This window comes from Chryseobacterium phocaeense, assembly GCF_900169075.1.
In the GTDB taxonomy this organism is placed as follows: domain Bacteria; phylum Bacteroidota; class Bacteroidia; order Flavobacteriales; family Weeksellaceae; genus Chryseobacterium; species Chryseobacterium phocaeense.
Map to the genome: position 1 here is coordinate 813,638 of NZ_LT827014.1, position 23,577 is coordinate 837,214.

The window sequence follows — 23,577 nt, forward strand, 5'->3', positions numbered from 1 at the left end:
TTGTATTGTAATTGTTGTCTCAGGCTTTATGGGTATAGGTAAACCGGTATTTTGTCTTCAGGATTTTCGGGTCTTTACAAATAGCAGCCAATAAAGCAGCTGTTTTTGACCATCCTTTTTTGGTAGAAAGTTCAAAAGCTTTTTTCTGTAGATAAATATGCTGTGCCGCATCCCGGTACGGTTTATTTTTCCCGGACCACTTATACAGGGAGTTCCATAAGAGAAATTGCCGCTCATTATATTGTGGGGAATAACGGACGATCTTGGTAATTCTATTATCGTCATGAATACCTCTTACCGCAATGGGCTGGTCTATAATTCCCGATTTTAAATAACAGTGGAATGCCAGTTTAATGATAAAATCCGAGTCCTGGTGAACCCGGAGAATTTCATTAAACTTTAGTTTGTTTTTCTGTAAAGTTGATTTTCTTATCGTCAAGGTATTCAAATGGAAAAATGTACCGAAAGTTTTAGTTGTTAAGCCTAAAAGCCCTCTGAACACTTCTTTCCCTTCAGCAGGATAGTTGACCGTCGTAAGGGTGACATTGGTAAATTTAGATTGAAATTCCTGTTTCCCTTTCTCTGTTAGGTATTCTACACTTATGGCGCCGAAAACACCATCAATCTTAGGATCATTAAATATTTCCTTTTCTACATCAAATCTGTTCGGAAGGTAATAATCATCAGCATCAAGGAAAGCGATAAAACTGCAGGATGACATTTCTATCCCCAGATTTCTGGTGGCAGCAGCGCCATGGTTTCCTTTGTCCGCATGCTGAAACAGTTTTATTTTAGGATATTGGCTGGCCAGTTTCATACAGATCTCCAGCGAGTTATCTGTAGAGCAGTCTTCAATCAGTAATATTTCTTTTACTTCTTCAAATGGCAGCGCAGATGCTACAGATTTTTCTAAAAATTCCGAAGCATTATAAACCGGTATGATGACAGAAATATCAGGCATTAGAGTACGGATTGATTGTTATGGGCCCATAGAGCCAGTTGCAGAAGGTTCCAGTGCTTGTTGTCGTGAGCCAGAAATTTCTGGGCAGCATTAAAATCAATATAATTAAAGATTTTCTGATCCTTGTTTTTCAGAAGATCGTCGGAAAGTTTCATGATATTTTCTTCCGCAAACCAGCTTTTAACGCTCATTCCGAATCCCTGTTTATGGCGTTTTCTGATGGTTTCCGTCCAGTAAGGGCCCATCGCTTCACGAAGGATGATCTTATCATTGTCGTCCGTCAGTTTCAGCTGTTCGGGAAGCTGGATGCAGAACTCGGCAAAATCCAGATCCAGGAAAGGGGTTCTTACTTCAAGTGAATTGGCCATGGCCATCCGGTCGGACTTGACCATCATATTACCGGGAACATAGTGTTCCAGGTCTACTCTCATAATATCATTCAGGGAATCCGGGTCGGGAGTAAAGCTGTAGTCCTGTTTGTAATCAGACATCAGCCCGAGCCTGTTTCTTTCTTCTTTATTGAAATCATTTCTTACAAAATTCAGATGGAAATCCAGAATGGACGCAAACTTTAAGTTCTGTTGGGTCACAAAGGAAGTCTGTCTGGCCTTCTGATAGAGTTTTAAGCCAAACCGGGCAATGATATTTTTATAGCTGAAATGATTTTTTAATTTATTTTCGACGGTATAAAAATGATATCCTCCGAAAAGTTCATCACCCACATCTCCGGAAAGCGCCACGGTAAGGCTTTTCCTGGCATTTTTACAGATCTCATAATGTGGAAGGTAAGAAGTGTCGGCAAAAGGTTCATCCAAATACGGTGATATTTTCAGCAGGGATTCTGCAAGGTCACCTTTCTGCTCATGCACCTCACGGTGGTTGGTCTTGTATTTATCAGCAATTTCTTTGGCAAATTTAAGCTCGCTGTCTTTATGGTCATAACCGAAGCTGATAGTGGTCTGATGAGGAAGAAATTCATCTACCAAAGCTACGATGGAGGAAGAATCCAGGCCTCCGCTCAGGAAACTTCCGACTTCTACATCAGCAATAAGTTGCTTTTTGACCGCATTTTTCAGCAGGTACATAAACTCTTCTTTAGCGTCGGACAAGCTGAGTACCCTGTCTTTTGCCGGAAGGCTGTAATATCTGGAAACGGTAACTTTCCCCTCTTTCCAGATCAGCTGGTGGGCCGGCGGAAGGGTGAAAATATTACTGTATATACTTTGATAGGAACTTACATATCCATACTGAAGATAATGGGAAAGCGCATCTGTATTTACCCTGGGAGCAATGAGCCCGGAAGCCAGAATTGCTTTGATCTCTGAAGCGAAAATAAATTCATTATTGTTTCCAATGGCATAATAAAACGGTTTTTCTCCAAAACGGTCTCTGGCACAGAAAAGTTCCTGCTTTTCATCATTCCAGAGGGCGAACGCAAACATGCCGGGAAGATCATGGATGAGGTTTTCCTGTTTTCTCTGGTACATGGCCAGGATCACTTCGGTATCTGAACCTCCATGATAAGGATATTCGGCATAATTCTTTTTAATATCCTGGTATCCGTAGATCTCACCGTTAAGGACAATGCATTCTTTTTTTGTATAGGAGAACATAGGCTGTTTTCCATTGTCGGAGAGGTCTATAATAGAGAGTCTCCGGTGGCCTAAGGCAGCATTTTCATAAAATTCATAATGTGAAGAATCCGGTCCACGGTGCATCATGGAATCCGTCATTTTCCGGATTTCTTCCTGGTAGTTTCTGGCATTATTAGCGATGATTCCGGCTATTCCACACATAATTTATTTTTTTTGATAATTGGATGGAAGGTATAGCGTAAACCGTCCTGTTTTTACTATTTTATATTTTTCCGGATGATCCACGAATTTCAAAGGTACAATTTCTCGTTCGAGGAAAGGGTAATCGTTACTTTCTATGTAGATGAAATCGTCCGGAGTTTTGCCCACTTTTTTAATGATGAATCTTACATAATCCTTGAGTGCAAAATAATAGTAAATGGGCGGTCTTGCATCCAGAAAATACAGGTATCCCGTAAGGTGGTTACTGGAATAGATCACATTGGGCTGATTCTGCAGGTACGGACGAAGGTCATCCAGATCTTTTTTTCTTTCTTTATCTACATAAAAATCATGACCGTTCAGTTGTATTTTTGAAGTCTGTTCTACATACACAAAATCTTTCCAGCCTTTATCATACAGGAAAAGAGGATAGATTACTACAGAATAGAAGAAAAAGGACAGGTATACGAGATATGCCCTGAAATTGTACATACAGATAACCGCAATATTAATAGCCAGTAAATAATAAATCTGGTACATTCCTCCTCTGATGTAAAAATAAAATCCGGAGCCGAACGCCAGACCAAATGGCAAGAGCGTCAGTAAAATACACAGTGTTTTTTTCTCCAGAGAAATATGTTCGTTCATATAAAAACGATACATAAGCAATCCTGTGTATACATAGAGAATATAAAGATTGAAATAGAAAACGGATAGTAGAACTATCGCAATACCTGAATAAAGAAGCAGCTTATCTACACTTTCTTTCTGTACTTTCTTCCTGATCAGGAAAAACAGCAACAGGGCAACAGGGATGAGGACAAAACCTATGATCTGTGCTACCCAGATGATATAAAACCGTTTAGGGTGCTGCTTGGTGTGAAACTCTTTGTAGATTTTGATGTATTCCAGCTGTTTTATAAAGACAGACAGGTCTTCAATAAAAGTAAAATAAAAAAATATCGCTGCTATGATCCCGGTAAAGAATAAGAAAATGACTGTTTTATCTTTTTTCCAGAAATTAATCAGCAGGAATAAAATGATAGGAATCACGGTAATAGAATGCGGAATCCCGTTAAAAAGTAATATTCCCATAAAAAAGCCTGAAAAAACGAGCAGCCATTTTTTGTGGGATATCAGAAAGAAAACCAGCATGGATAATGCAAGGTTGGTGAGAATCGTATTACCATGATACTGGTTCAGAATAACTATCGTTCCATGCCAGGTTAAAAAATTAATGCTCGTTCCCAGAAAACCAAATAGAAGGGGAGAGATTTTAAGTTTATAATACTTTGAAATACTATAGAACAGTAAAAAAGAAGAAGCATTTAAAAGCAAAAAAGTAATAATCCGGAAATGGTAGACATTATCGGTATAAAATATTTTAAAAATCCTGAAATAATTCGTAGAATCTACAGTAAGGACATTCTTTGCATCCTTGAAGTGGAACAAATAAAAAGCTTCGTCGTTCATCACGAGACCTTTATTGAAATTGGAATACACCAGATATCCCATTACCAAAGAGGAAATAATAAACAGAATCCCTGCGAGGTTCCAGTATTTGATTTTTTCCATACTATTTTTTTTGTGCATGAATACTAAATCCGGAAGCTACATTCTTGCTCATCGGATAATACTGGAAAATAACATCCAAAAATTTTATAGGGAAAGTAAGAACCATAAAGATAAGATACAGAAAAGTATGAAGAGGCTTTATTCCAAATGAGAAAACAAGCGCAAACCATTCCTGTACTACCCAAAGCATTCCCGAGGTAGGACCAATTGGTTTCAGATTTAAGATTTCAAATTCTTTAAACTGATGTTTCATCCCTTCATAAGTAAACCGTTGAAAATCATATGGTGAGGCATGGAAAGGCTGCATAAACGGAATAAAACAGTAAATTTTTCCTCCAGGCTTTAGAATTCTGTGGATTTCAGCAATTACTTTTTGAGGATTCGGGACATGCTCCAATACAGCAATATTGATGATATAATCAACAGAATTGTCCTTAAAAGGAATATTTTCAATATCGCAGATGATATCTACATGTTCATAAGGAAGTAAATCTACGTTCAGGAATTCTTCTCCAAGATCGGAGCTACCACTTCCTAAATTCAGGGCAACAAGATTTTTTTCTTTGATCTCATTTCTGATGATTCTTCTGATATCAAAAAGTGGCTGAGGATAAACAGGGCTTATAAACTCTATGAGTAGATTATAGAATTTTCCGAATTTTTTTAATTTATATTTTATTTTATCAAGAAAGTCTGTGACAACTTCTTCCTGAACGGGAACAAAAATATATTTTCCGTTCTTTTCCTGAAACTCAGTTTTAAATAATTCTGTATCAATTTTTTTCATCTTTAAAAGATCTAAGTAGTGCTTACTATTTTTGTTAGGGATTTTTCAAAATCTTATGAATGTGTAATTTATCAGCTAAAAGATTATTGTCTTTAGCTTTTTATTCATCATTCCTTTTTTATTATTTCTTCATCAATGATATAAACGGGTCTGTTTTTGACTTCATCAAAAGTTTTCCCCACATACAATCCTACAATACCGATGCAGAAGATAATGGCACCGGATAGAAACCATATTGATAAAATAAGTGAACTGTATCCTGGTTCGGTTATTTTACCACGAAGTGTCTGGATTAAAAAAAAGATAGCTACAAATACGGACAGTAAAGATATGGAGCCACCAAACCCTACACATACTTTAAGGGGTTTATTGGAAAAGGAAACAATAATATTGAATGCTAAAGAAAAAAGTTTAGTGAAACTGTAGTTGCTTTTGCCTTCCATTCTTTCATTGTGCTCCACACTTATTTCACAACGATTGTATCCTACCCAGTTTACAAAAAGAGAAAATGCTTTGATGTAATCATTGATATTGAGTATACTGTTGATTACTTTTCTGTGGTAAATTCCAAAGTTGGCTACCTCTTTATTGACCTTCATATCCGTTAAGTAATTGAAGGTACGGATAAAGTATTGGGAAGTTAATCTTTTGATAGCATTGTCCTTTCTTTCCTCCCTTTTCGCTTGTACCATATCATAGCCTTCCAGGGCCTTATGGTAAAGCTTTTCAATTTCTTTGGGCTGATCCTGAAGGTCACAGTCCATTACTACCACCCATTCACCTGTCGTCTTGCTTAAGCCGGCCATAATGGCTGGATGTTGTCCAAAATTCCGGCTTAGCCGGTATATTTTTATATTGGGATTGTTCCCGGCAAGATTTTTCATAACTTCCCAGGAATTGTCCGGGCTTCTGTCGTCTACAAGAATAATTTCATATTTTTCTCCTATCCTGGACATTACGGCATCAATTTCTGATACCAGGAGAGGGAGTGTATTTTCTGCGCGGTAAACGGGACTTACAATGCTGATCATTTGTGGATAAATTTCGTCAAATATACTAATATTTAGAACTCTGGATGAGTACTTACTATTAACATGGAATTATAAATAGGAGGTATATAGTTTTTTAATGTATTCTTCCGGAGAAATATAATCAAAAAATGCTTTGGTACTTTCTTCGAAAATGATGTCGTAATAAGCTCCCTCGTCAGTTATTTCATACAATGCTTTCCTGTTGAGATGCTTTTCCAGAGGAATAATTACTTCTTCCAGGGAAAACTGATGGGGATAAACAAGATTAAAAATAGTATTGTTTATGGAATCTATATGTCGGCCGATAAACAGAGCAATATCATTCACTCCAATAAATACGCGCCTTGCGTTGCGGTGGACCTGAATTTTTTTGCCGGTTTCAATGGCATTTTTAAGGAAATTAATCAGTGTATTCATATTTCCGCCTTTTCCTACGGCATTTCCAACCCTGAAAATGGCATACTGGTTACATTGTTCACAGATTATTTTTTCCATATTCAGCTTATGAAGTACATACGGGCTTTTTGCTTTCGAGGAATCATAAATGCTGCATGTTGAAAAATAAATCAATTTTTTTTCAGGAAATTTTTCAATTGCAGAGTACAGGAGATTCATCTCTCTTTCAAATTCAGAGGTTCTGTTTTCTAAAGAATTAGAAACTCCTGATGCAAAAAAGATTAAATTTTCATGGTCAAAATCTCTTACAGCAGTTGCTAAAACACCATTTCCAATAATCATCTGTATATTTTTTTCAAAGTGTGTATTGTATCTTTTATGGGAACTTATAAAAGAGGTCCATAAAATAATTTTTTATAATTTATTTTTCAATGCAAAATACCTGTATCTGGTTTTCAAAAGCTTAGGGTTGGCCAGTGAATATAATGCATAGGATATATATTTGCTTGCTCCTGACTTTGAAGCCACTTTACCACAAAGGTACTTCAGCTTAAACATCTCCAGGGCTTCCTCTGGAATTCCTTTCTGTTTTTTGGCCCAGCTGAAAAGGGAGTAAAATAATCTTTCCTGATTTCTGTAATAGGCCTTCGACTTGTTCTGAACGGATGAAAATGTATTGTTTTCATGTCCTGTTCTCATCGCTACCGCCTGATCAATGAATCCCGATTTCAGATGGCAATGGTAAGAGAGTTTTACAATAAAATCCCTGTCTTCATGCATTCTCAGGGTTTCATTAAGCCTTAATCCAACATTATCAACAGCTGATTTCCGTAAGGTGGTGGCTATTAATGAAAAAAAAGTTCCGAAAGCCAGATTCATCTGGGACAGTCCATAAAAAACTTCCATTCCTTCCGCATGATGACGAACCGTTGTTAATCCGGTGTCATTAATGACGGAAAGGTATTTTTTCTTTCCGGCTTCAGTAACAAATTCTACACCTATGGCTCCAAAAACACCATCGATCTCCGGATTTTTCAGGTATTCTCTTTCCGCATCAAAACGGTTGGGGAGATAGTAGTCATCAGCGTCCAGAAATGCAATGAATTCCTGGGAAGCCAAATCCATACCGTAATTACGCGTTGCTGAAACTCCATGGTTTTTCTGGTCAGGATGTTGAACAAATTTTACCCGGTCATGCTGCTCTGAAATTTTTCTGGAGAGCTCTACAGAACCGTCTGTAGAACCATCGTCTATCAGTAAAATTTCTTTTACTTCAGGGAACTGCAGGACGGAGTTCACTGCTTTTTCTATAAAAGCGGCTGCGTTATATACGGGTATAATTACACTTATGGTCATTCAGGAAAAAAATTAATAGGTATTTTCGTCTTTAAAAACTTCCAGATACTGTCTTCCGTATCTTCTGTCCGGTTCCATATAATTTCCCTCTGCCCATTCATTCCAGGATTTGATGAATATTATTCTTTCTTCTTCAGGTTTATCTTTTACCATGTCCAGGGCATATTTTACATGTTCCCTGAAAAGTGCCGGATTGGAATCATGCAGGACCAGTGTTTTTCCTTTGCTTCTGGGGGAATGGTCCCAGTTCGGGAACAGGGTAGGCATTATATTTTCGTGTCTTGATTCCTCACCCAGCAAAACCTTGATAGCATCTTTATACTCATACCTTGGAATATCCGTTGCATACTTTTTAAGTTTGTATTCCAGTTTTTCTTTTAAGGTAAGGCTCGGTTTGGGAAGCTGTCTCTGTACTTCATTCATACGAACGACGTTCACAGCGTCCAGACCTAAATCTAACATTTCCTGATATCTTCTGAAATCAAAAAGATGTCCCACGAAATAAATACCTTCTAATCCATTGTCTTTAGCCAGTTGGGTCCACAGGTCTAAAAATGCCTTCACATCAGGAATGTCAAAGGCTTTATAAATCACAAACAGAGGCTTGTTGTTAACTCTTATATATCGACTGTCTTTAAAAGCAGGCAGGAGCTCGTAAAAATGAGCGGTGTAATCTTCCACCCCCGGATAAGTTTGTTCAGCTAATATTTGGTTATCAAGCCCATGCCATACCCCTTTCCAGGTCTCATTAGCCCATGCTACGCAGAATGGGAAATCCGGTTTTTTGCTTTCCACGACTTCTTTGAATACCTTTTCTAAAATCCTTTTACCATTTCCAAACCAATAATGCCAGTAGCAGAAGCCTTCTATTCCGTGGTCTTTTGCCAGCTTGGCCTGATCTTCACGAACTTCCGGAACACGCAGGTCATAAAAACCTAATTCACTGGGAAGGTTAGGCTGGTGATGGCCGGGGAATAATGGTTTTGCTTTCGTTACATTCGTCCATTCCGTAAAGCCTTTCTCCCACCATTCGTCATTTTCCGGAATGGGGTAGAATTGCGGCAGATAAAAAGCAATGGTTCTGGATTTCGTTTTCATTATTGGTTTTATACTTATTAAATGGGATTGATACAATAAATAATCTGATCTTTAGGGAATACTGTTCTATTTCTTCTTAATGAATTGATAAAGTTTTTCAAGCAGGATATGCCTTCTTGTCCCTAATACGCTTTCTTTTATTCTGAACTCATTTTCCACAATCTTCAGAGAATGCAGAAGGTTTTTATAAATAATTCCTTTTATTTCTGGGTCTTTTTCAAATGAATACAGGTTGGTAAATAATAAAACATCAGCCTGAAGTTTTTTAATTTTATTGAGTGGGCTGAATGTTCCCACACCATGCCTGTACACCGCCATACAATCTTTCAGGTATCCTATTTTTCCATATTTGGTAAGCTGCATATACAGAAAATAATCCCCTATAGGTGAGCGGTTAAACTCTTCTGAATCCAGCTCTTCCTGAGTGAGGACATTTCTGAAAAGTACAGTGGGGGTATGAATGTAGTTGTGTTTTTCTGCCAGTGTTTCACGAAGCTGGTAATTTTCTGGAACCCGGGTAATAAAGTCATCCACAATTTCACCGTCAGACTTAAGTATTTTTGCCGGGTGAAAACATAAGGCATAATCTTCATTTTTTTCCAGAAAATCTACCTGTTTCTGGAGTTTTAACGGGTCTGTCCAGTAATCATCTCCTTCACAGATGGCGATATAGCTACCAGTACAGTTTTTTAATATTTCGTGCTGGTTCTTATTGGCTCCAACGTTCTCCGGATATAATAAAAGCCTGAATTTCCCAGGATATAGTTTTTGATAATGAAGCAGGACGTCTCGGGAATTGTCTTTAGAGCAATCTTCACCCGCAACAATATCGAAATTAAAATTGGTCTTTTGTGATAATATCCCTTCGATGCATTCTTTCAGGTATTCACCATGATTATAAACCATTACAAATACACTGACAATCGGATCAGGAAGCTCGGAAAGCTGTAATGACATTCTTATCTGGTCATTATTTTGTTCTGTAATCCTGAAATTATTTTTCAGATAAGACTGTACGGCAGCCGTATTTTCAGGTTTCACGGATAAATACACTTCATTAAGTTTTAGTATTTCCCGGGCATAGTATAGTATCTGATAGGTTGCAGACTGGGAAATTCCTTTACCCCAGAATTCTTTTTTACCGATGAAAATGTGAAATTCGGCAACATCATTCTGTATGTTTGTAAGCTGGACATTTCCAATGTACTCTTCGTTGCATACAATGGCAAATCTTTTAGAGGATTGGTCTTTAAGAACTTTCTCAATCCAGTCGGATTCAATTTCAGGAGTGATCTCCATATCCGGTGCAGAACCTGTAAATTTCCAGATTTCATGATCATTTCGCCACTGATATGAAGTGTAGGCGTCTTCCTTTATAAGAGGTCTGATTAAAACACTATACATACGCTGCAATTTTTTTCATGTCATTCACGGAATATCTCTGATCTATCGGTAGTGCTATGATTTCTTTCGCCAACCAATAGGAATTTTTGTCCTCGTTGCACCATTCCAAAACATTCGGCCAATAGGAAGCACAGTAAATCCTTTTACTGATCAATTTCTGCTTAAGACCGGTATCATGGGTTCTGAAAGGATATACCATTGGCACGGAGTCCTGTGATTCTTCAATCTGAAGAAGGTTTTTCTCTTTCAAATGCTGATGGAGAAATGCGAAATTTTCTCTTCTCTGTTTTTTTACAGCCTCATAATCAATTCCTGACAATATTTTCTTTGTAAGGTTTGACATGGTTTTAATAGGCTGGTTTTCCAGTGATTTATCATTTTCACTGAAATCTGAATAGCCTTCTTCTGCAGATAGATCTATTCTTTTTAAAAGATGGCTCATTCGCTGATAACTTTCATCCTTTTCAAAATCCCCTTTAATTTTTTTATCGGTGTACAGATAGCCGCCATCTGCAACGCCTACAAATTTCCGTGGCGAGTAAAATGAATCAACATTTTGTGCAGGAGGTGAAAAAAGGGACTGCGCATGATCAATAATGATGTTTTGGGGAATCACCTGTACCAAATGGCCAATAAATTTATCTTTAATTCCAAAATAATTCGTGTATAAAAATACCTCTGTATGCTTGATTGATGAATAATCAAATAATGGTTCCAGATTTGAATCCACATCATAAAATTCATGCAAAATATTCAGTTTTCTGATGGGCTCCAGAAGAACATCACAGGTATAATATGGGATGTAGATTTTGGTGTATTTTTTAGCGGTAAGAATATATTCCAGGCAATTTCTTGCTGAATTTAATTCAACAAAAGAAGCACTTCCAATATGGTTATGACCGGAAAGCTCAAGTTCAAAATATCCTCCTATAGCTTTATTTTCCATTACATTAATTCAAATTGATCCAGCATATTATTTATTTCCTCAGGCGAGTTAAACATCAAAATATCAATAATTGACAGCCAGGGAACAAATTCTTCATCAAACTGTTTATAAATCAATTTATTAGATTGAAGAAAAAGCAAATTGATATTATAACGATTAAAATATTCTTTAGTATACAGGCTCTGTCCTCCGGAAAGATTAATGTATGTATCTGCCTTTTCTTTTTTACAGATATCAATAAGCCTTTCTTCTTTTGGAAGTTCAGAATTCCCGTAGATTACGGAAGATCTTTCAATGTATGTATTCATTTTGAGATAGCTGCATACCTCCTTCAAGCTCATATATAGGGTGTCCGTCAGTTTGGAAGGATGGTCCAGCAGCTTTTCCAGCATTGCAGCAATTGTATTATAAAACGGAGCCTTTTTATAGGAGAGCTCCAGTGTTTTGAAAAACTTAATTTTCCATTTTGGAAAAAGGTTTTGATCAATCTCTATTTCATGAATTTTTTTAAAAGAACTTGCGTCTTTTAACGGAATAGAAAACAGATGATTTTTACCGCCAACCAATATATTATTTCTATTAATCCAACCTTGTTTTATATAATTGACATCATCATAAATAATAAACTTATCTACGGAATGAATCAATTGGAAATACCCTATATAAGGCATAAAATAAGGCTGCATGATAGCGATTTTCATATTAATCGTTATTTTGGATTCTCAACATTAACCGGGCAATAAACTCCACTTCCTCAAAAGTAAGATCATAATAAAGGGGCAGGCACAGGGACCGCTTCGCTATATCTTCAGTAATCGGCAGCTTTAGCTCAGGAAGGTAAGGTAATGCCGATGCCAGACTTGGATAGAAATATCTTCGGGTGAAGATTTCCTGTTTATCCATTTCCGTTTTCAGCTTTAAAAGAAGTTCTTCGCTTTCCAGAACGATAGGATAATAAGGATAATTTTCCGTGGCTTTAGCATGCCACAGAGGTTTTACCGCTTTTAAATTTTTGAGCTTTTTATCATAAAGGGCGGCAAGTGCTTTTCTTTTTTCATGGATCTGGCCAATGTATTTTAGGTTGGCTAATCCCATTGCCGCGTGAAATTCAGAATTTTTTCCGTTAAGTCCCAATTCAGAAAAAGTATCGAACCCGGAGATCCCGAAATTCCTTATAAATGCAAGCTTCTTGAGCAGGCTGGGGTCTTTGGTTACGAGTAAACCTCCTTCTACCGAATGATATAGCTTGGTAGCATGAAGAGAACAGGTGGAAATGTCACCATATTCGAAAACAGATCTTCCGTTTACTTCCACACCGAAAGCATGTGCCGCATCATAGATTACTTTTAAGTTATGTTTTTTAGCAATAATATCAATGGCTTCCACATCGCAAGGATTTCCATAAACATGGGTCGCAAGGATTGCTGTCGTTTTTTCAGTAATGGCTTCTTCAATTTTTTTGGGGTCTATACAAAGACTTTCCGGATCTATATCTACAAATACGGGCGTACATCCTTCCCAGACGATAGTACTGGTGGTAGCAATAAAAGAAAAAGGGGTGGTAATAATCTCTCCTGTAATTTCAAGAGCTTTAATAGCCATTTGTATGGCAACGGTACCATTGGTTACAAAAAGAAGGTGCTGTAGCTTTAAGTGGTCTTTAAGCTCCATTTCAAGCTGGCTGGCTAACGGGCCCATATTCGTGAGCCAGTTTCTTTTCCAGATGCCATCAAGGTATTTATCGTATTCTTCTTTAGGAGGAAGAAAAGGTTGTGTTACGGGAATCATAGCTATATTTTTTCGGACAGTTGGGTCAGTATGCCGCCTTTTTTAACAAAAGCAGCTTCTACAAGCCATAAAACAGGCAGGTTAAAAGGTCTGTTGAGATCTGTGATGTCATAGAGTTCATAGCCCGCTGCATCCATTGTGTTTATTAATCTGATTAATGAATTTTTATATACTTTATTTTGGATCGCGGCCTCTACTAAGAAAACTTCAGTTTTTCCAAAAAGTTCAGAGGCACCTTCCAATACTTCCAAATCCAATCCTTCAGCATCAATTTTTACAATATCCGGATGAGGAAACTGATGTTCTGCAATAATTGAATTTAGTGTTTTTATCTGTACCTCAATTTGTTCATAACCCATTGTAGCCGCTTCTTCTTCAGAATAAATAAAAGAGCAACTGTCATCCCGGTCATGAATAGTAAATTTTAAAATATCATTTTTATTACCAACACCTACTGGCAGGTATTTTATCTTTTCATTTTGTAATAAATCTTTAAAGTTTTCAGAAAGTCTCTCCTGTGGCTCAATAAGAAGATAGGAAGCATCCGGGAATTCCCGCAGTGCTTCTCTTGTCCATGTTCCGGTATTAGCGCCAATGTCAACAATAAAGCTGGGCTGGAAATCTAATTTTTTTAGAGTACCATAGAACTTGCTTAACAGATTGTTTTTATGATTGGTAATGGAAGGAGCTCCTGATGTTGTATTATGAGTGGTGTTCTTCATAATTTTGTATCCGAAACTGTTGGCTACTTTCTGCAAAACTTTTTTCATACTATAAGGTGTATTGGTTTGTTACTCTAAAGTCCAGTCGAAAAAAGGACGTATAAATCCAGGTTCACGGCCCATATATACTCCAATCTCTCTATTACCGTCAACAACAGAAAATGAAACAATATCATTTTCAATAATTATGGCCTGCTTTTTATCTTCTATCAGGAAGAAACTTAAATAATAATTTCCGGACTGCAAAAACCTTTTAGGGAAAGTGCAGGTTAAACTACGCTTACCGTTTTCAAGCTGAAGCTCATGGGCAGAGAATGAAAACAGAGCTTCACCATAATCATTCTTCAGATGATAAGTAATATGGTAACGTTCCGGCTGATCGGTATCTAAGACAAAATTTGTAATCAGCTCTATTTCTTCATTTTCATCCAAAGGTTCATCCATGGTCTTTGATGAGTTCTTAAGAATAATTTCCTGCAGGGCAAAAAACGTATTCCTTATATTTTCATAAATAAAATGGTTCGTATTCGAAGTATTATTGTTTCCTAAATATCGTAAAACCGTTTCATCTATATTACCCTGAAAAGCAACCTTTCCGGTATCCAGTAATATGCCTTTGGTGCAGAGTGTTTTAATAGCTGCCATATTGTGACTCACAAACAGAATAGTTCTTCCTTCCCCTTGAGTAACATCATTCATCTTGCCGAGACATTTCTTTTGAAAGTCTGCATCTCCTACCGCAAGCACTTCATCTACAATCAGAACTTCAGATTCAAGATGAGCCGCAACGGCAAAAGCCAAACGGACATACATCCCGGATGAATATCTTTTTACAGGAGTATCTATATATCTTTCTACACCCGAGAAATCTACAATTTCATCAAACTTTCTTGTAATTTCTTTTCTGGTCATTCCCAAAATAGCCCCGTTAAGATAAACATTTTCGCGCCCTGTCATTTCAGGATGAAAACCTGTCCCTACTTCTAATAACGAAGCAATTCGCCCGTTGGTATAAATTTTTCCGGTAGTAGGTTTGGTGACCTTGCTTAAAAGCTTTAAAAGAGTGGATTTACCGGCTCCGTTTCTGCCAATTATTCCCACAGCATCCCCTTGTTCTATCTCAAAATTAATATTCTGAAGGGACCAGACATATTCAGAAGACCCTTTAGTGGTTCTATCATTGGCTTCCCCGATTTTTAAATAAGGATCTTCCTTGCCTCTTACTTTGTGCCAGAACCTGTTCAGGTCATGAGAAAGGGTGCCCGTTCCGACTTGTCCTAGGCGATATTGTTTTGATATGTTTTCTGCTTTTAAAGCGAGCATATTGGTGTGATTTTTAAATTGAAATAAATAAAAACTAACAGTCAGTTATTATACAGTATCCATAAAGGTTTTTTCAACTTTATTGAAAACCACGATACCTATCATAAGGAGAATAAGAATAATTCCTGTACTGATTCCCAGCATTAATGGCGAGAAATCACCTACACCTAGCCAGGCATATTTAAAGCATTCGAAAATTCCTGTTAAAGGATTGTAATAGGCCAGTTTTTTAAAAATTCCCATCAGAGAAGATGCCGGATAGATGACAGGAGTAGCATACATATACAAACTGATTCCGAAACCTAACAGCATATTAAGGTCTTTATACTTTGTAGTGAGTGAAGAAAAAATCATTCCCACTCCGAGAGCGAATAACGCCATTAAAAGAATCAGGAAAGGAGTTGCCAGAATCCACAGATTAGGCTGTATCTCCCCCTTACTGTAGTAATACGCCCATGCAGCAACGAATAACAGAAACTGTACTGAAAAACGCATCAGGTTTGATATCACAATGGAAATTGGGCTTACCAGTCTCGGGAAATATACTTTCCCAAAAATAGCTGAATTTCCTAAGAATGTACTTGAAGTAGCCAGCAGCGATGATGAAAAATAATTCCATAAAGTAACACCGGCAAGATAGAATAAAAGAGGCGGGGCGCCATCGGTGGGAAGCTTGGCTATCCTTCCAAAAACAACCAAATATACTATGGTTGTAAAAATAGGATTAACAAAAAACCATATGGGTCCCAGAATGGTCTGTTTGAAACTTGAGACAAAATCTCTTTTTACAAACATGTAGATAAGATCTTTATATTTCCAGACCTCAGTCAGGTTGAGGTCAAATAAAGAATGATTATCTTCAATCGTTTCCGTCCACTTTTGTTGTGGGTCATTCATTTGTGTGAGTTTTTGCAAATTTAAAATATTTTATTATTATCCAACTTTTTCAATTAGTGAATAATTATTCACATAAAACCGAAAACAACAACTAATATATTAATATTTGTTATTATGGGCAAAAAACTACCAGCTATAAAGCCAATAGTTTTTAAAATTTATATTAGGTTTTATTATTTATTAACAAATCATTTAGAACATGGGGCCATCCGCTTATACCTGATTTTCCACTGATGAATAATACTCATGAATCAGGCTGTTGATACTTTCCTGTTCCGATTCTTTAAGTTCATAAAAGAAAGGAAGTCTTAGCAGGCAATCCGTAAAATGATCTGAGTTAGGAATATCAATAGGTGAGTTGTCTTTTAAAAAGAATTCACTTTTGTTCAGGCTTAAATAGTGAAATACGGGATGGATATCTTTTGCCTTTAAGAATTGAATCAGGGAAGATCTTTCCTGGTAGCTTCTGCAGGTCATATAAAACATATGGGCATTGTTGGTCGCAAAATCCGGAATTTCTGGAAGTTTTACAAATCCTTTTTCCTGCAGTGGCAATAGATTCCTGTAGTATTCTTTCCAGATTCTTATTCTTTTTTCCTGTATGGTCTCCAGATTTTCAAGCTGGGCATACAAGAAAGCAGAAAGTATTTCGGAGGGAAGAAATGATGATCCCAGATCTACCCAGCCATATTTATTGACTTCACCTCTGAAAAAGGCACTTCTGTTTGTTCCTTTTTCTCGAATGATCTCTGCACGGGTATTGTATTCGGGATTATTGATCACCAGCATACCTCCTTCTCCGGCAATGATATTTTTAGTTTCATGGAACGAAAAGGCAGCAAAATCTCCAATGGACCCTAATGCTTTTTTTGTGCCATCAGAAAATGTATAATAACTGTCGATGGCCTGAGCAGCATCTTCCACTACAAAAAGATGATGTTTCTTAGCCAGATTCATAATTTTTTCCATATCACAGGCTACACCTGCATAGTGCACGGGAACAATTACTTTTGTTTTCTCGTTAATGTGTTTTTCTATTTCTGCAGGGTCTATATTAGGATTATCGGGATAGGAATCCACAAAAACTATTTTAGCTCCCCGCAGCACAAAAGCATTGGCAGATGAAACAAATGTATAACTGGGAACAATTACTTCATCTCCCGGCTGAATATTACACAGAATAGCAGACATTTCCAAAGCATCAGTACACGATGTGGTAAGCAGTACCTTTTGAAAACCAAATTTTTCTTCAAAGAAAGTGTTACATTTTCTGGTGAAAATTCCATCTCCGGAGATCTTACCGCTTTTTACAGCTTCTTCAATATATTTAAGTTCGTTTCCTACTATAAATGGTTTATTAAATGGGATCATAGTGTTTTAAATTTAGGGTGTTTAATTTATCAGTTTTAATATTTTAGGGTGATTTATATTCCTACCGTACAAATCTTACAGGGTTTCCTACATAGAGTCCTGCTGTATCAATATCCCTGATCACAACGGCACCACCTCCAATCTGTGTTTGAGCAGCTACTGTAATATTATCTATGATCGTTGAATTAATACCGATAATACATTGTTCGTGAATAGTGACAAAGCCCGCAACGGCAACAGATGGAGATAGAAAAGAATGGCTTCCGATAACGGAATCATGGGATATAGTACATGAAAGATTGATCAGTATATTGTCTTCAATTCTAACATTTTGATCAATGGTGCAGCCCGGATATATAACAGACCCCTGTCCAATGACTGCTGATGGATCCCGGTGACAGGATGAATGAACAAATGTGTGAAACGGAACTTTACCATCAAGCTTCTGAAACAATTCTTTTTTAGCATGAAGATGTTTGTAGCCAATTGCTATAAGAAGGGCATCAAATTTACCTTCCTTATATTGGGAAATCACATCATTATTCCCTCCAATAACAGGAATTTCGTTAATAACAGTATTCAGAGGCTGAAACTCGTCAAAGAATGCCACCACCTTGTCATTGGAATCCTGATGAATGTGATAAGAAATCTGCTGTCCCAAATGACCTGATCCTATAATAGCAATTCGTTTCATCGTTTTATAAATTTATATTATTTAGCTTTTAATTAATGCAGGATGAATGTTATAATTTATATAGATTTTTTCATTCTAAAACTATTTTATGATCTGATTGGTAAATCAGATAACCGGATCTGTCGTTACTTGAATGAGCCGGTTTAAGACTGTCCGATAAAAGTTCTTTTTTTATGATGTAGTCTTCTTTTTTATTGTCGCTGATAATAGGATAAAGATACTCAGTTTCCCGGGATAGAAAGTAAACACCTGAATAGGCTGTAGATTCGAAATTTTCAGGAAGAATATACCGGTCTAAGGCTATGTCCAGAACAGCCTGAAGATAATCAAAACCTGTAGACAACTGAACAAGATCGGAACCAATAAAATCTCCTCCCATGCGGCTTCCTATTTCTATGGGGTAAATTTTCCCTTCTTCCGTAATCATAAGTTCTATATGAGAAGCTCCATTTTCCACCTTTGTTGCATTCAGGATATGGTAACTGATCTCGTGGATCTTATTTTTAATTTCTTCAGAAAATGCAGTGGGCTGGTGGTGCGCAAGTTCTACAAAATAAGGCTCTTCTGTTATTTCCTTATCAGTTATGGTGATAATGCGGTGTTCACCCTTATAGCTAACAGTTTCCACACTGACCTCCTTTCCTGTGATAAATTCTTCAGCTACACAGGTTTTGGAAAAAGAAACTTTTACCGCATTTTCTATTGCCATTTTACATTCCTCCGGCGAAGTCACTTTGATGACACCCAGGCTTCCGGACCGGTCGGATGGTTTTATGATTAAAGGATAGTTAAATGATTCGAAATCTTTCAGATTGAATTCTGAAACGGTAATAGATTGAGGAGAATCTATCCAGTTTTCCACGAAACATTTTCTCATCAGGGATTTATTGGTGGTCAGCAGTGAACATTCAATGCTGTTGCCTGACAATCCCATATTTGTGGCTACATACGCTATTGTGGGAATACAAATGTCGGTAGCTATTGTAAGGATACCATCGATCCCTATTTGTGTACATTCTTTCAGAATAATTTCTTTTTCTAAAACAGAAACATCATAGAAATGATCGGCAACGTCTTTACAAACTGCCTTGCCATCGTCCCACGCAAAGCAATGGACTTCCAATCCGCTTTCTTTTGCTTTCTGAACGAGTGGCAGCTGCAAATAGCTGGCTCCCAATATGGCAACTTTCTTCATTATTGAGTTTTTAAATTTTGTTATCTCAGGATATTGATACCATCAATATTCCTGAATACTTTTTATTATATGTGAATAAATCGTTTAAAAAATACACCAGAGCATCCGTTTTTATCTGAGGGAAGAAATCTACGGATGCTGAACGTAATATTTATTACTATTAAAATTCATTAACCGCTTTAATGATAGCCTGGATTTCCTCTTCCTCCAAAACAGAAGATATGGGAAGGCTCAGGACCTCCTCATGCATTTTTTCAGTAATCGGGAACGAAAGGTCTCCATATTCCTTATAGGCCTCCTGCTTGTGCGGCGGGATAGGATAGTGGATAATGGTATTAATCCCTTTTTCCGTTAAATAGGCCTGAAGTTCATCTCTTTTTTCCGTTCTGATCACAAAAACATGCCATACATGTTCATTTTCATCAGCCGGGTTTTCAGGAAGGATGATCTTTGGATTTGTGATTTCAGAGATAAATCTTTTGGCGATGGTTCTTCGGGTTCCGTTTTCATGGCCGATGTATTTAAGTTTTACATCCAGAACGGCAGCCTGAATTTCATCCAGCCTTGAATTTAAACCTTTGTAAATATTCACATACTTCTGGTTGGAACCGTAGTTAGCTATAGCACGAATAGCTTCAAACAGTTCTTTATCATTCGTGGTTACCGCTCCGGCATCGCCCAGCGCCCCAAGGTTTTTCCCGGGATAAAAACTGAAACCTGCAGCATCCCCCAGATTTCCGGATTTAATGCCCCTCCATTCTGCCCCGATAGCCTGTGCATTATCTTCTACAATCTTTAACTGATGCTTTTCCGCGATATTTTTAAGCTCTTCTGAAAAAACGATTCTTCCCTGAAGGTGAACAATCAGGATCGCTTTTGTTTTCGGCGTTATTTTTTCTTCAATTTTTGAAATGTCAATATTGTAAGTACTGGCATCCGGTTCCACGAATACAGGGATCAATCCATTGTCTGATAAAGCCAGAACAGACGCGATATAGGTATTGGCAGGTACAAGAACTTCATCTCCGGGCTTCATGAATCCCAATTCGATATAAGCGCGAAAGATAAGGCGAAGCGCATCCAATCCGTTGGCAACTCCCAGGGCATATTCTGAACCGATATAGGCTGCAAGATTGGTTTCAAAGTTTTTAAGCTCATTTCCCAACAGATACCATCCGCTTCGGAAAACACTTAAAAGCTTGTTTTCAATCTCTTCCTGATGCTGTAAATTGACCTTTTGAAGATCAAGGAATTTTATCATAATAGTCTATTTTTTACACTTAATTTATTTTTTTCTTAAACATACGGCCCCCCAAGAATAGCCTACTCCGAAACCTACCAGCATTATATTTGTGGAATCTCTGGTTGCGAATGAATTTTTAAAGGCAATAGGAATAGTGGAGGATACTGTGTTGCCGTAATCCAGCATGTCGATCACGAAATTTTCCTGTGGAATTTTTATTCTTTTTCTTAAGAAATCCAGCATTAAAGTATTAGCCTGGTGGAAGATGAATGTGTCGATGTCACCTTTTCTGAATCCATTGATTTTAAGATTCTCCTCTACAAGGCCGGGAATAGCTTTTAACGTAAAATCAAAAATTTTAGGTCCGTTCATGTGAAGATAATTGTCTTTGTCTTCTTTATCTGTGGTTTTTTTATTTCTGACGGCACCGTTTTTTACGATGAGGTTTTTTGCACCCTCTCCATCAGTTCCCACCGAAAACTTCAGGATTTCATAATCTCCATCCCCGGAGATCAGTGTTGCCGTAGCTGCATCGCCGAAAAGACTGATATTTCCCTTATCATCCTCATGGATATGCTTTGAATAGGTTTCAGCAGTAATCAATACCACATTCTTCATCATTTTAGCATCCACCAGGGCATTGGCCAGCGATAATCCATAAATATATCCCGAACACCCCTGATTGATATCGATCGCTCCGCAGCTGGTATTCAGGCCGGCCATGGATTGCACGATACAGGCTGTGGCGGGAAGAAAATAATCCGGGCTTTGCGTGCAGACGATCAGATAGTCTATAGCAGATTTGTCAATCTGATATTCTTCAGTGAGTCTGTTTAATGCTTTCACTGCAATATCTGAGGTGAACTCATCGTCGCCGGTAATATTCCTGTTTCTGATTCCTATTTTTTCAAGGATTTTATCACTGTTCCAATCCGGAAATTTTTTTGAGATCTCTTCATTGGAAATCACCTTTTCAGGAATGTAGGTTGAAATATGTTGTATAAAAGCCATGGTCTGTTAATTACTGTTCTTTCTCAACATACGCAGTATTCGTCTTCCATCATTACCTTGATCACCATTGCAGTAAGGGAATCCCGGTCGTTTTCCGGACTATATGCTGTCTCAGGCCCTATAACGATATCTGTATTTTCCATTTGTACATGGAAGTTTTTAATAAATTCGTTGATTGACATAGGATTATTTTTTTTAACTGCAACATCTACTTTTATTGAGTCTTTCACATATTCCGGTTTGGAAACCATGCTTCCGGTCTCAGGAAGTCCGGAACCTATTTTATACACCCCATATGTGGCAAAAATTTCATTGTTTCTGAAGGATACAACAAACTTTGCATCATTGGTTTCCACAAATCTGATTTGAATTCCTTTGTAATCAATTAGCATTTTCTGTTGTTTGTATTAAGGCCTTTGTAAAAAGTGAAATTTATTGTTCAAGCGTCGCTTCCTTAAAGCTAGCAAAATCCCTGAAATAATCTGCTTCGTCATAGATCTCGGAAGCAAGGCACAGCAGAACGGCATTATGGGAAAACTGGATATCCCTCCATACCAGCTTTGGAATATACAAGCCTTTCGTAGGATGATCCAGAGTAAAAGTTTCTTTATGACCATCTTTATCTTCAGTGTTGAATATGATGGTTCCGGATACGGCAAATATCATCTGCTGCAGCTTTTTATGGGCGTGACCACCTCTTGTTACATCATGAGGAGTGTAGTACGTCCAGTAAACACGCTGTATTTCAAAAGGAACATTCTTCTGTGTTTCAGCTATGGTAATATAGCCCAGCTCTGATGATCCTATTTTATCAAAGATGATGATTTGTGGTTTATTGTATTCCATTAATATATCTAAATAATTTCTTTAAAGTCCCCAAAGTTAACTATAAAATTACTATCGTGAAGAAGTCTGTTTATATTGTATATTATTGAAGAAAAATTCGGACCAAAAATCTACAGCAAAATCAGGAAATACCCTATGAATTACATTAAAAAACTATCAGCTGAGGCCAATAGTTTTAAGATATTACATAGTAATAAGCCTTACTTATTAACAAGCTTTTTCAGATACTCACCATAGCCGCTTTTGCCATATTTTCCGGCTGTCTCCAATAATTTTTCTTCATTGATGAATTTATTCCTGAAAGCAATTTCTTCAATACATCCAATCTTGAAGCCCTGTCTTTTTTCAATAACGCTCACAAATTCGGAAGCATCATTCAGGGAGTCAAAAGTTCCGGTGTCCAGCCACGCTGTACCTCTGTCCAGGACTCCTACTTCAAGTTTTCCTTTGCTTAAATAAACATTGTTGACATCTGTGATCTCCAGCTCACCTCTTGCGGAAGGCTGAATGTTCTTCGCGATTTCCACTACCTCATTATCATAAAAATAAAGGCCGGGAACCGCATAGTTTGATTTTGGTTTTAAAGGCTTTTCCTCAATGGAGATCGCTTTGAAATCGTCATCAAATTCTACCACACCATATCTTTCCGGATCGGAAACATGATACGCGAAAACAACACCGCCATCAGGATTGGTTTTGTTTTTTAATAAGGTTCCCATTTCGGAGCCATAAAAAATATTGTCGCCCAATACCAGTGCGGCAGGATCATTTCCGATAAAGGTTTCTCCTAAAATAAAGGCCTGCGCCAGTCCGTCCGGGCTGGGCTGTACCACATATTCTATATTGCATCCTATTTGGGACCCGTCACCGAGAAGTTTGATAAATCCGGGCTGGTCATGAGGGGTTGTAATGATCAGAATATCCTTGATTCCTGCCAAAAGCAAAGTGGAAAGAGGATAGTAGATCATCGGTTTGTCATAAACAGGCATCAGCTGCTTGCTTACGGCGATGGTGAGGGGGTAAAGTCTGGTTCCGGATCCTCCGGCTAATATGATTCCTTTCATTTTTGTTTGTTTATATTTTCTGTGATATGATTAATCTTATTCCTGAATAATCATGATACAGAGCAAAAGATTT

23 protein-coding genes are annotated in these 23,577 nt (G+C 37.5%); all 23 read right to left on the reverse strand.

Features of this window, described 5'->3' with window-relative positions; genetic code table 11:
• Positions 1-19 precede the first annotated feature (19 nt).
• The 23 genes from B7E04_RS05200 to rfbA all read right to left on the reverse strand — a co-directional run bounded on the left by B7E04_RS05200 (position 20) and on the right by rfbA (position 23,504).
• Positions 20-961 (reverse strand): glycosyltransferase family 2 protein, encoded by a 942-nt coding sequence (locus tag B7E04_RS05200; RefSeq protein ID WP_080777682.1) that lies wholly within the window; start codon positions 959-961, stop codon positions 20-22.
• Positions 961-2,757: an asparagine synthase (glutamine-hydrolyzing) gene (asnB, locus tag B7E04_RS05205; protein ID WP_080777683.1), complete on the reverse strand. Its 1,797-nt coding sequence runs from the start codon at positions 2,755-2,757 to the stop codon at positions 961-963. Before asnB ends, B7E04_RS05200 begins: the two co-directional genes overlap by 1 nt.
• 3 nt (positions 2,758-2,760) lie before the next feature.
• Positions 2,761-4,332 carry a hypothetical protein gene (locus B7E04_RS05210; protein WP_080777684.1) on the reverse strand — a complete coding sequence of 524 codons (1,572 nt, stop codon included), beginning with the start codon at positions 4,330-4,332 and terminating at the stop codon, positions 2,761-2,763.
• 1 nt (position 4,333) lies between these two features.
• On the reverse strand, positions 4,334-5,119 hold the full coding sequence (locus tag B7E04_RS05215) for a class I SAM-dependent methyltransferase (RefSeq protein ID WP_080777685.1): 786 nt from the start codon (positions 5,117-5,119) through the stop codon (positions 4,334-4,336).
• Between the two features lie 107 nt (positions 5,120-5,226).
• On the reverse strand, positions 5,227-6,150 hold the full coding sequence (locus B7E04_RS05220) for a glycosyltransferase family 2 protein (protein ID WP_080777686.1): 924 nt from the start codon (positions 6,148-6,150) through the stop codon (positions 5,227-5,229).
• A gap of 69 nt (positions 6,151-6,219) precedes the next feature.
• Positions 6,220-6,888, reverse strand: a complete 669-nt coding sequence (locus B7E04_RS05225; RefSeq protein ID WP_080777687.1) for an NAD-dependent epimerase/dehydratase family protein — start codon at positions 6,886-6,888, stop codon at positions 6,220-6,222.
• A gap of 72 nt (positions 6,889-6,960) precedes the next feature.
• Positions 6,961-7,902 (reverse strand): glycosyltransferase family 2 protein, encoded by a 942-nt coding sequence (locus B7E04_RS05230; protein WP_080777688.1) that lies wholly within the window; start codon positions 7,900-7,902, stop codon positions 6,961-6,963.
• A 12-nt stretch (positions 7,903-7,914) separates the two neighbouring features.
• A complete protein-coding gene (locus tag B7E04_RS05235) occupies positions 7,915-9,000 on the reverse strand; it encodes a glycosyltransferase WbsX family protein (protein ID WP_080777689.1) in 1,086 nt (361 codons plus the stop codon).
• Between the two features lie 66 nt (positions 9,001-9,066).
• Positions 9,067-10,404, reverse strand: a complete 1,338-nt coding sequence (locus B7E04_RS05240; protein ID WP_080777690.1) for a GNAT family N-acetyltransferase — start codon at positions 10,402-10,404, stop codon at positions 9,067-9,069.
• The gene (locus tag B7E04_RS05245) at positions 10,397-11,350 is read right to left on the reverse strand and encodes a hypothetical protein (RefSeq protein WP_080777691.1); all 954 of its coding nucleotides are present in this window, start codon (positions 11,348-11,350) and stop codon (positions 10,397-10,399) included. The genes B7E04_RS05240 and B7E04_RS05245 overlap by 8 nt, the downstream gene beginning before the upstream one ends.
• On the reverse strand, positions 11,350-12,051 hold the full coding sequence (locus tag B7E04_RS05250) for a WbqC family protein (protein ID WP_080777692.1): 702 nt from the start codon (positions 12,049-12,051) through the stop codon (positions 11,350-11,352). The genes B7E04_RS05245 and B7E04_RS05250 overlap by 1 nt, the downstream gene beginning before the upstream one ends.
• Position 12,052: 1 nt before the next feature.
• Positions 12,053-13,138 carry a DegT/DnrJ/EryC1/StrS family aminotransferase gene (locus B7E04_RS05255; protein WP_080777693.1) on the reverse strand — a complete coding sequence of 362 codons (1,086 nt, stop codon included), beginning with the start codon at positions 13,136-13,138 and terminating at the stop codon, positions 12,053-12,055.
• A 2-nt stretch (positions 13,139-13,140) separates the two neighbouring features.
• Positions 13,141-13,908 carry an FkbM family methyltransferase gene (locus B7E04_RS05260; protein WP_080777694.1) on the reverse strand — a complete coding sequence of 256 codons (768 nt, stop codon included), beginning with the start codon at positions 13,906-13,908 and terminating at the stop codon, positions 13,141-13,143.
• 21 nt (positions 13,909-13,929) lie between these two features.
• Positions 13,930-15,183, reverse strand: a complete 1,254-nt coding sequence (locus tag B7E04_RS05265; RefSeq protein WP_080777695.1) for an ABC transporter ATP-binding protein — start codon at positions 15,181-15,183, stop codon at positions 13,930-13,932.
• Positions 15,184-15,231: 48 nt separating this feature from the next.
• Complete coding sequence (locus B7E04_RS05270) at positions 15,232-16,080, reverse strand: ABC transporter permease (RefSeq protein WP_080777696.1); 849 nt, start codon at positions 16,078-16,080, stop codon at positions 15,232-15,234.
• Positions 16,081-16,293: 213 nt separating this feature from the next.
• A complete protein-coding gene (gene rffA, locus B7E04_RS05275; protein ID WP_080777697.1) occupies positions 16,294-17,451 on the reverse strand; it encodes a dTDP-4-amino-4,6-dideoxygalactose transaminase in 1,158 nt (385 codons plus the stop codon).
• Positions 17,452-17,512: 61 nt separating this feature from the next.
• Entirely contained in the window at positions 17,513-18,145 is a 633-nt protein-coding gene (locus B7E04_RS05280) for an acetyltransferase (protein ID WP_080777698.1), read from the reverse strand.
• A 70-nt stretch (positions 18,146-18,215) separates the two neighbouring features.
• Positions 18,216-19,340 (reverse strand): ATP-grasp domain-containing protein, encoded by a 1,125-nt coding sequence (locus tag B7E04_RS05285; protein ID WP_080777699.1) that lies wholly within the window; start codon positions 19,338-19,340, stop codon positions 18,216-18,218.
• A 160-nt stretch (positions 19,341-19,500) separates the two neighbouring features.
• Positions 19,501-20,601 (reverse strand): DegT/DnrJ/EryC1/StrS family aminotransferase, encoded by a 1,101-nt coding sequence (locus B7E04_RS05290; RefSeq protein ID WP_080777700.1) that lies wholly within the window; start codon positions 20,599-20,601, stop codon positions 19,501-19,503.
• A 24-nt stretch (positions 20,602-20,625) separates the two neighbouring features.
• On the reverse strand, positions 20,626-21,594 hold the full coding sequence (locus B7E04_RS05295; protein WP_080777701.1) for a ketoacyl-ACP synthase III: 969 nt from the start codon (positions 21,592-21,594) through the stop codon (positions 20,626-20,628).
• Positions 21,595-21,617: 23 nt separating this feature from the next.
• Positions 21,618-21,986, reverse strand: a complete 369-nt coding sequence (locus B7E04_RS05300) for a hypothetical protein (protein ID WP_080777702.1) — start codon at positions 21,984-21,986, stop codon at positions 21,618-21,620.
• A 40-nt stretch (positions 21,987-22,026) separates the two neighbouring features.
• Complete coding sequence (locus B7E04_RS05305) at positions 22,027-22,440, reverse strand: sugar 3,4-ketoisomerase (protein WP_080777703.1); 414 nt, start codon at positions 22,438-22,440, stop codon at positions 22,027-22,029.
• 200 nt (positions 22,441-22,640) lie between these two features.
• Complete coding sequence (gene rfbA, locus B7E04_RS05310; protein ID WP_080777704.1) at positions 22,641-23,504, reverse strand: glucose-1-phosphate thymidylyltransferase RfbA; 864 nt, start codon at positions 23,502-23,504, stop codon at positions 22,641-22,643.
• Positions 23,505-23,577 lie beyond the last annotated feature (73 nt).

Bases quoted from the DNA above. Each gene is read 5' to 3' on its own strand.
- B7E04_RS05230 (WP_080777688.1), bottom strand. From the start codon at position 7,902: ATGACCATAAGTGTAATTATACCCGTATATAACGCAGCCGCTTTTATA.
- B7E04_RS05305 (WP_080777703.1), bottom strand. From the start codon at position 22,440: ATGGAATACAATAAACCACAAATCATCATCTTTGATAAAATAGGATCA.
- B7E04_RS05210 (WP_080777684.1), bottom strand. From the start codon at position 4,332: ATGGAAAAAATCAAATACTGGAACCTCGCAGGGATTCTGTTTATTATT.
- rfbA (WP_080777704.1), bottom strand. From the start codon at position 23,504: ATGAAAGGAATCATATTAGCCGGAGGATCCGGAACCAGACTTTACCCC.
- B7E04_RS05300 (WP_080777702.1), bottom strand. From the start codon at position 21,986: ATGCTAATTGATTACAAAGGAATTCAAATCAGATTTGTGGAAACCAAT.
- B7E04_RS05225 (WP_080777687.1), bottom strand. From the start codon at position 6,888: ATGATTATTGGAAATGGTGTTTTAGCAACTGCTGTAAGAGATTTTGAC.
- asnB (WP_080777683.1), bottom strand. From the start codon at position 2,757: ATGTGTGGAATAGCCGGAATCATCGCTAATAATGCCAGAAACTACCAG.
- rffA (WP_080777697.1), bottom strand. From the start codon at position 17,451: ATGATCCCATTTAATAAACCATTTATAGTAGGAAACGAACTTAAATAT.
- B7E04_RS05200 (WP_080777682.1), bottom strand. From the start codon at position 961: ATGCCTGATATTTCTGTCATCATACCGGTTTATAATGCTTCGGAATTT.
- B7E04_RS05250 (WP_080777692.1), bottom strand. From the start codon at position 12,051: ATGAAAATCGCTATCATGCAGCCTTATTTTATGCCTTATATAGGGTAT.
- B7E04_RS05295 (WP_080777701.1), bottom strand. From the start codon at position 21,594: ATGGCTTTTATACAACATATTTCAACCTACATTCCTGAAAAGGTGATT.
- B7E04_RS05260 (WP_080777694.1), bottom strand. From the start codon at position 13,908: ATGAAAAAAGTTTTGCAGAAAGTAGCCAACAGTTTCGGATACAAAATT.
- B7E04_RS05270 (WP_080777696.1), bottom strand. From the start codon at position 16,080: ATGAATGACCCACAACAAAAGTGGACGGAAACGATTGAAGATAATCAT.
- B7E04_RS05265 (WP_080777695.1), bottom strand. From the start codon at position 15,183: ATGCTCGCTTTAAAAGCAGAAAACATATCAAAACAATATCGCCTAGGA.
- B7E04_RS05220 (WP_080777686.1), bottom strand. From the start codon at position 6,150: ATGATCAGCATTGTAAGTCCCGTTTACCGCGCAGAAAATACACTCCCT.
- B7E04_RS05285 (WP_080777699.1), bottom strand. From the start codon at position 19,340: ATGAAGAAAGTTGCCATATTGGGAGCCAGCTATTTGCAGCTGCCACTC.
- B7E04_RS05280 (WP_080777698.1), bottom strand. From the start codon at position 18,145: ATGAAACGAATTGCTATTATAGGATCAGGTCATTTGGGACAGCAGATT.
- B7E04_RS05235 (WP_080777689.1), bottom strand. From the start codon at position 9,000: ATGAAAACGAAATCCAGAACCATTGCTTTTTATCTGCCGCAATTCTAC.
- B7E04_RS05240 (WP_080777690.1), bottom strand. From the start codon at position 10,404: ATGTATAGTGTTTTAATCAGACCTCTTATAAAGGAAGACGCCTACACT.
- B7E04_RS05245 (WP_080777691.1), bottom strand. From the start codon at position 11,350: ATGGAAAATAAAGCTATAGGAGGATATTTTGAACTTGAGCTTTCCGGT.
- B7E04_RS05255 (WP_080777693.1), bottom strand. From the start codon at position 13,138: ATGATTCCCGTAACACAACCTTTTCTTCCTCCTAAAGAAGAATACGAT.
- B7E04_RS05215 (WP_080777685.1), bottom strand. From the start codon at position 5,119: ATGAAAAAAATTGATACAGAATTATTTAAAACTGAGTTTCAGGAAAAG.
- B7E04_RS05290 (WP_080777700.1), bottom strand. From the start codon at position 20,601: ATGATAAAATTCCTTGATCTTCAAAAGGTCAATTTACAGCATCAGGAA.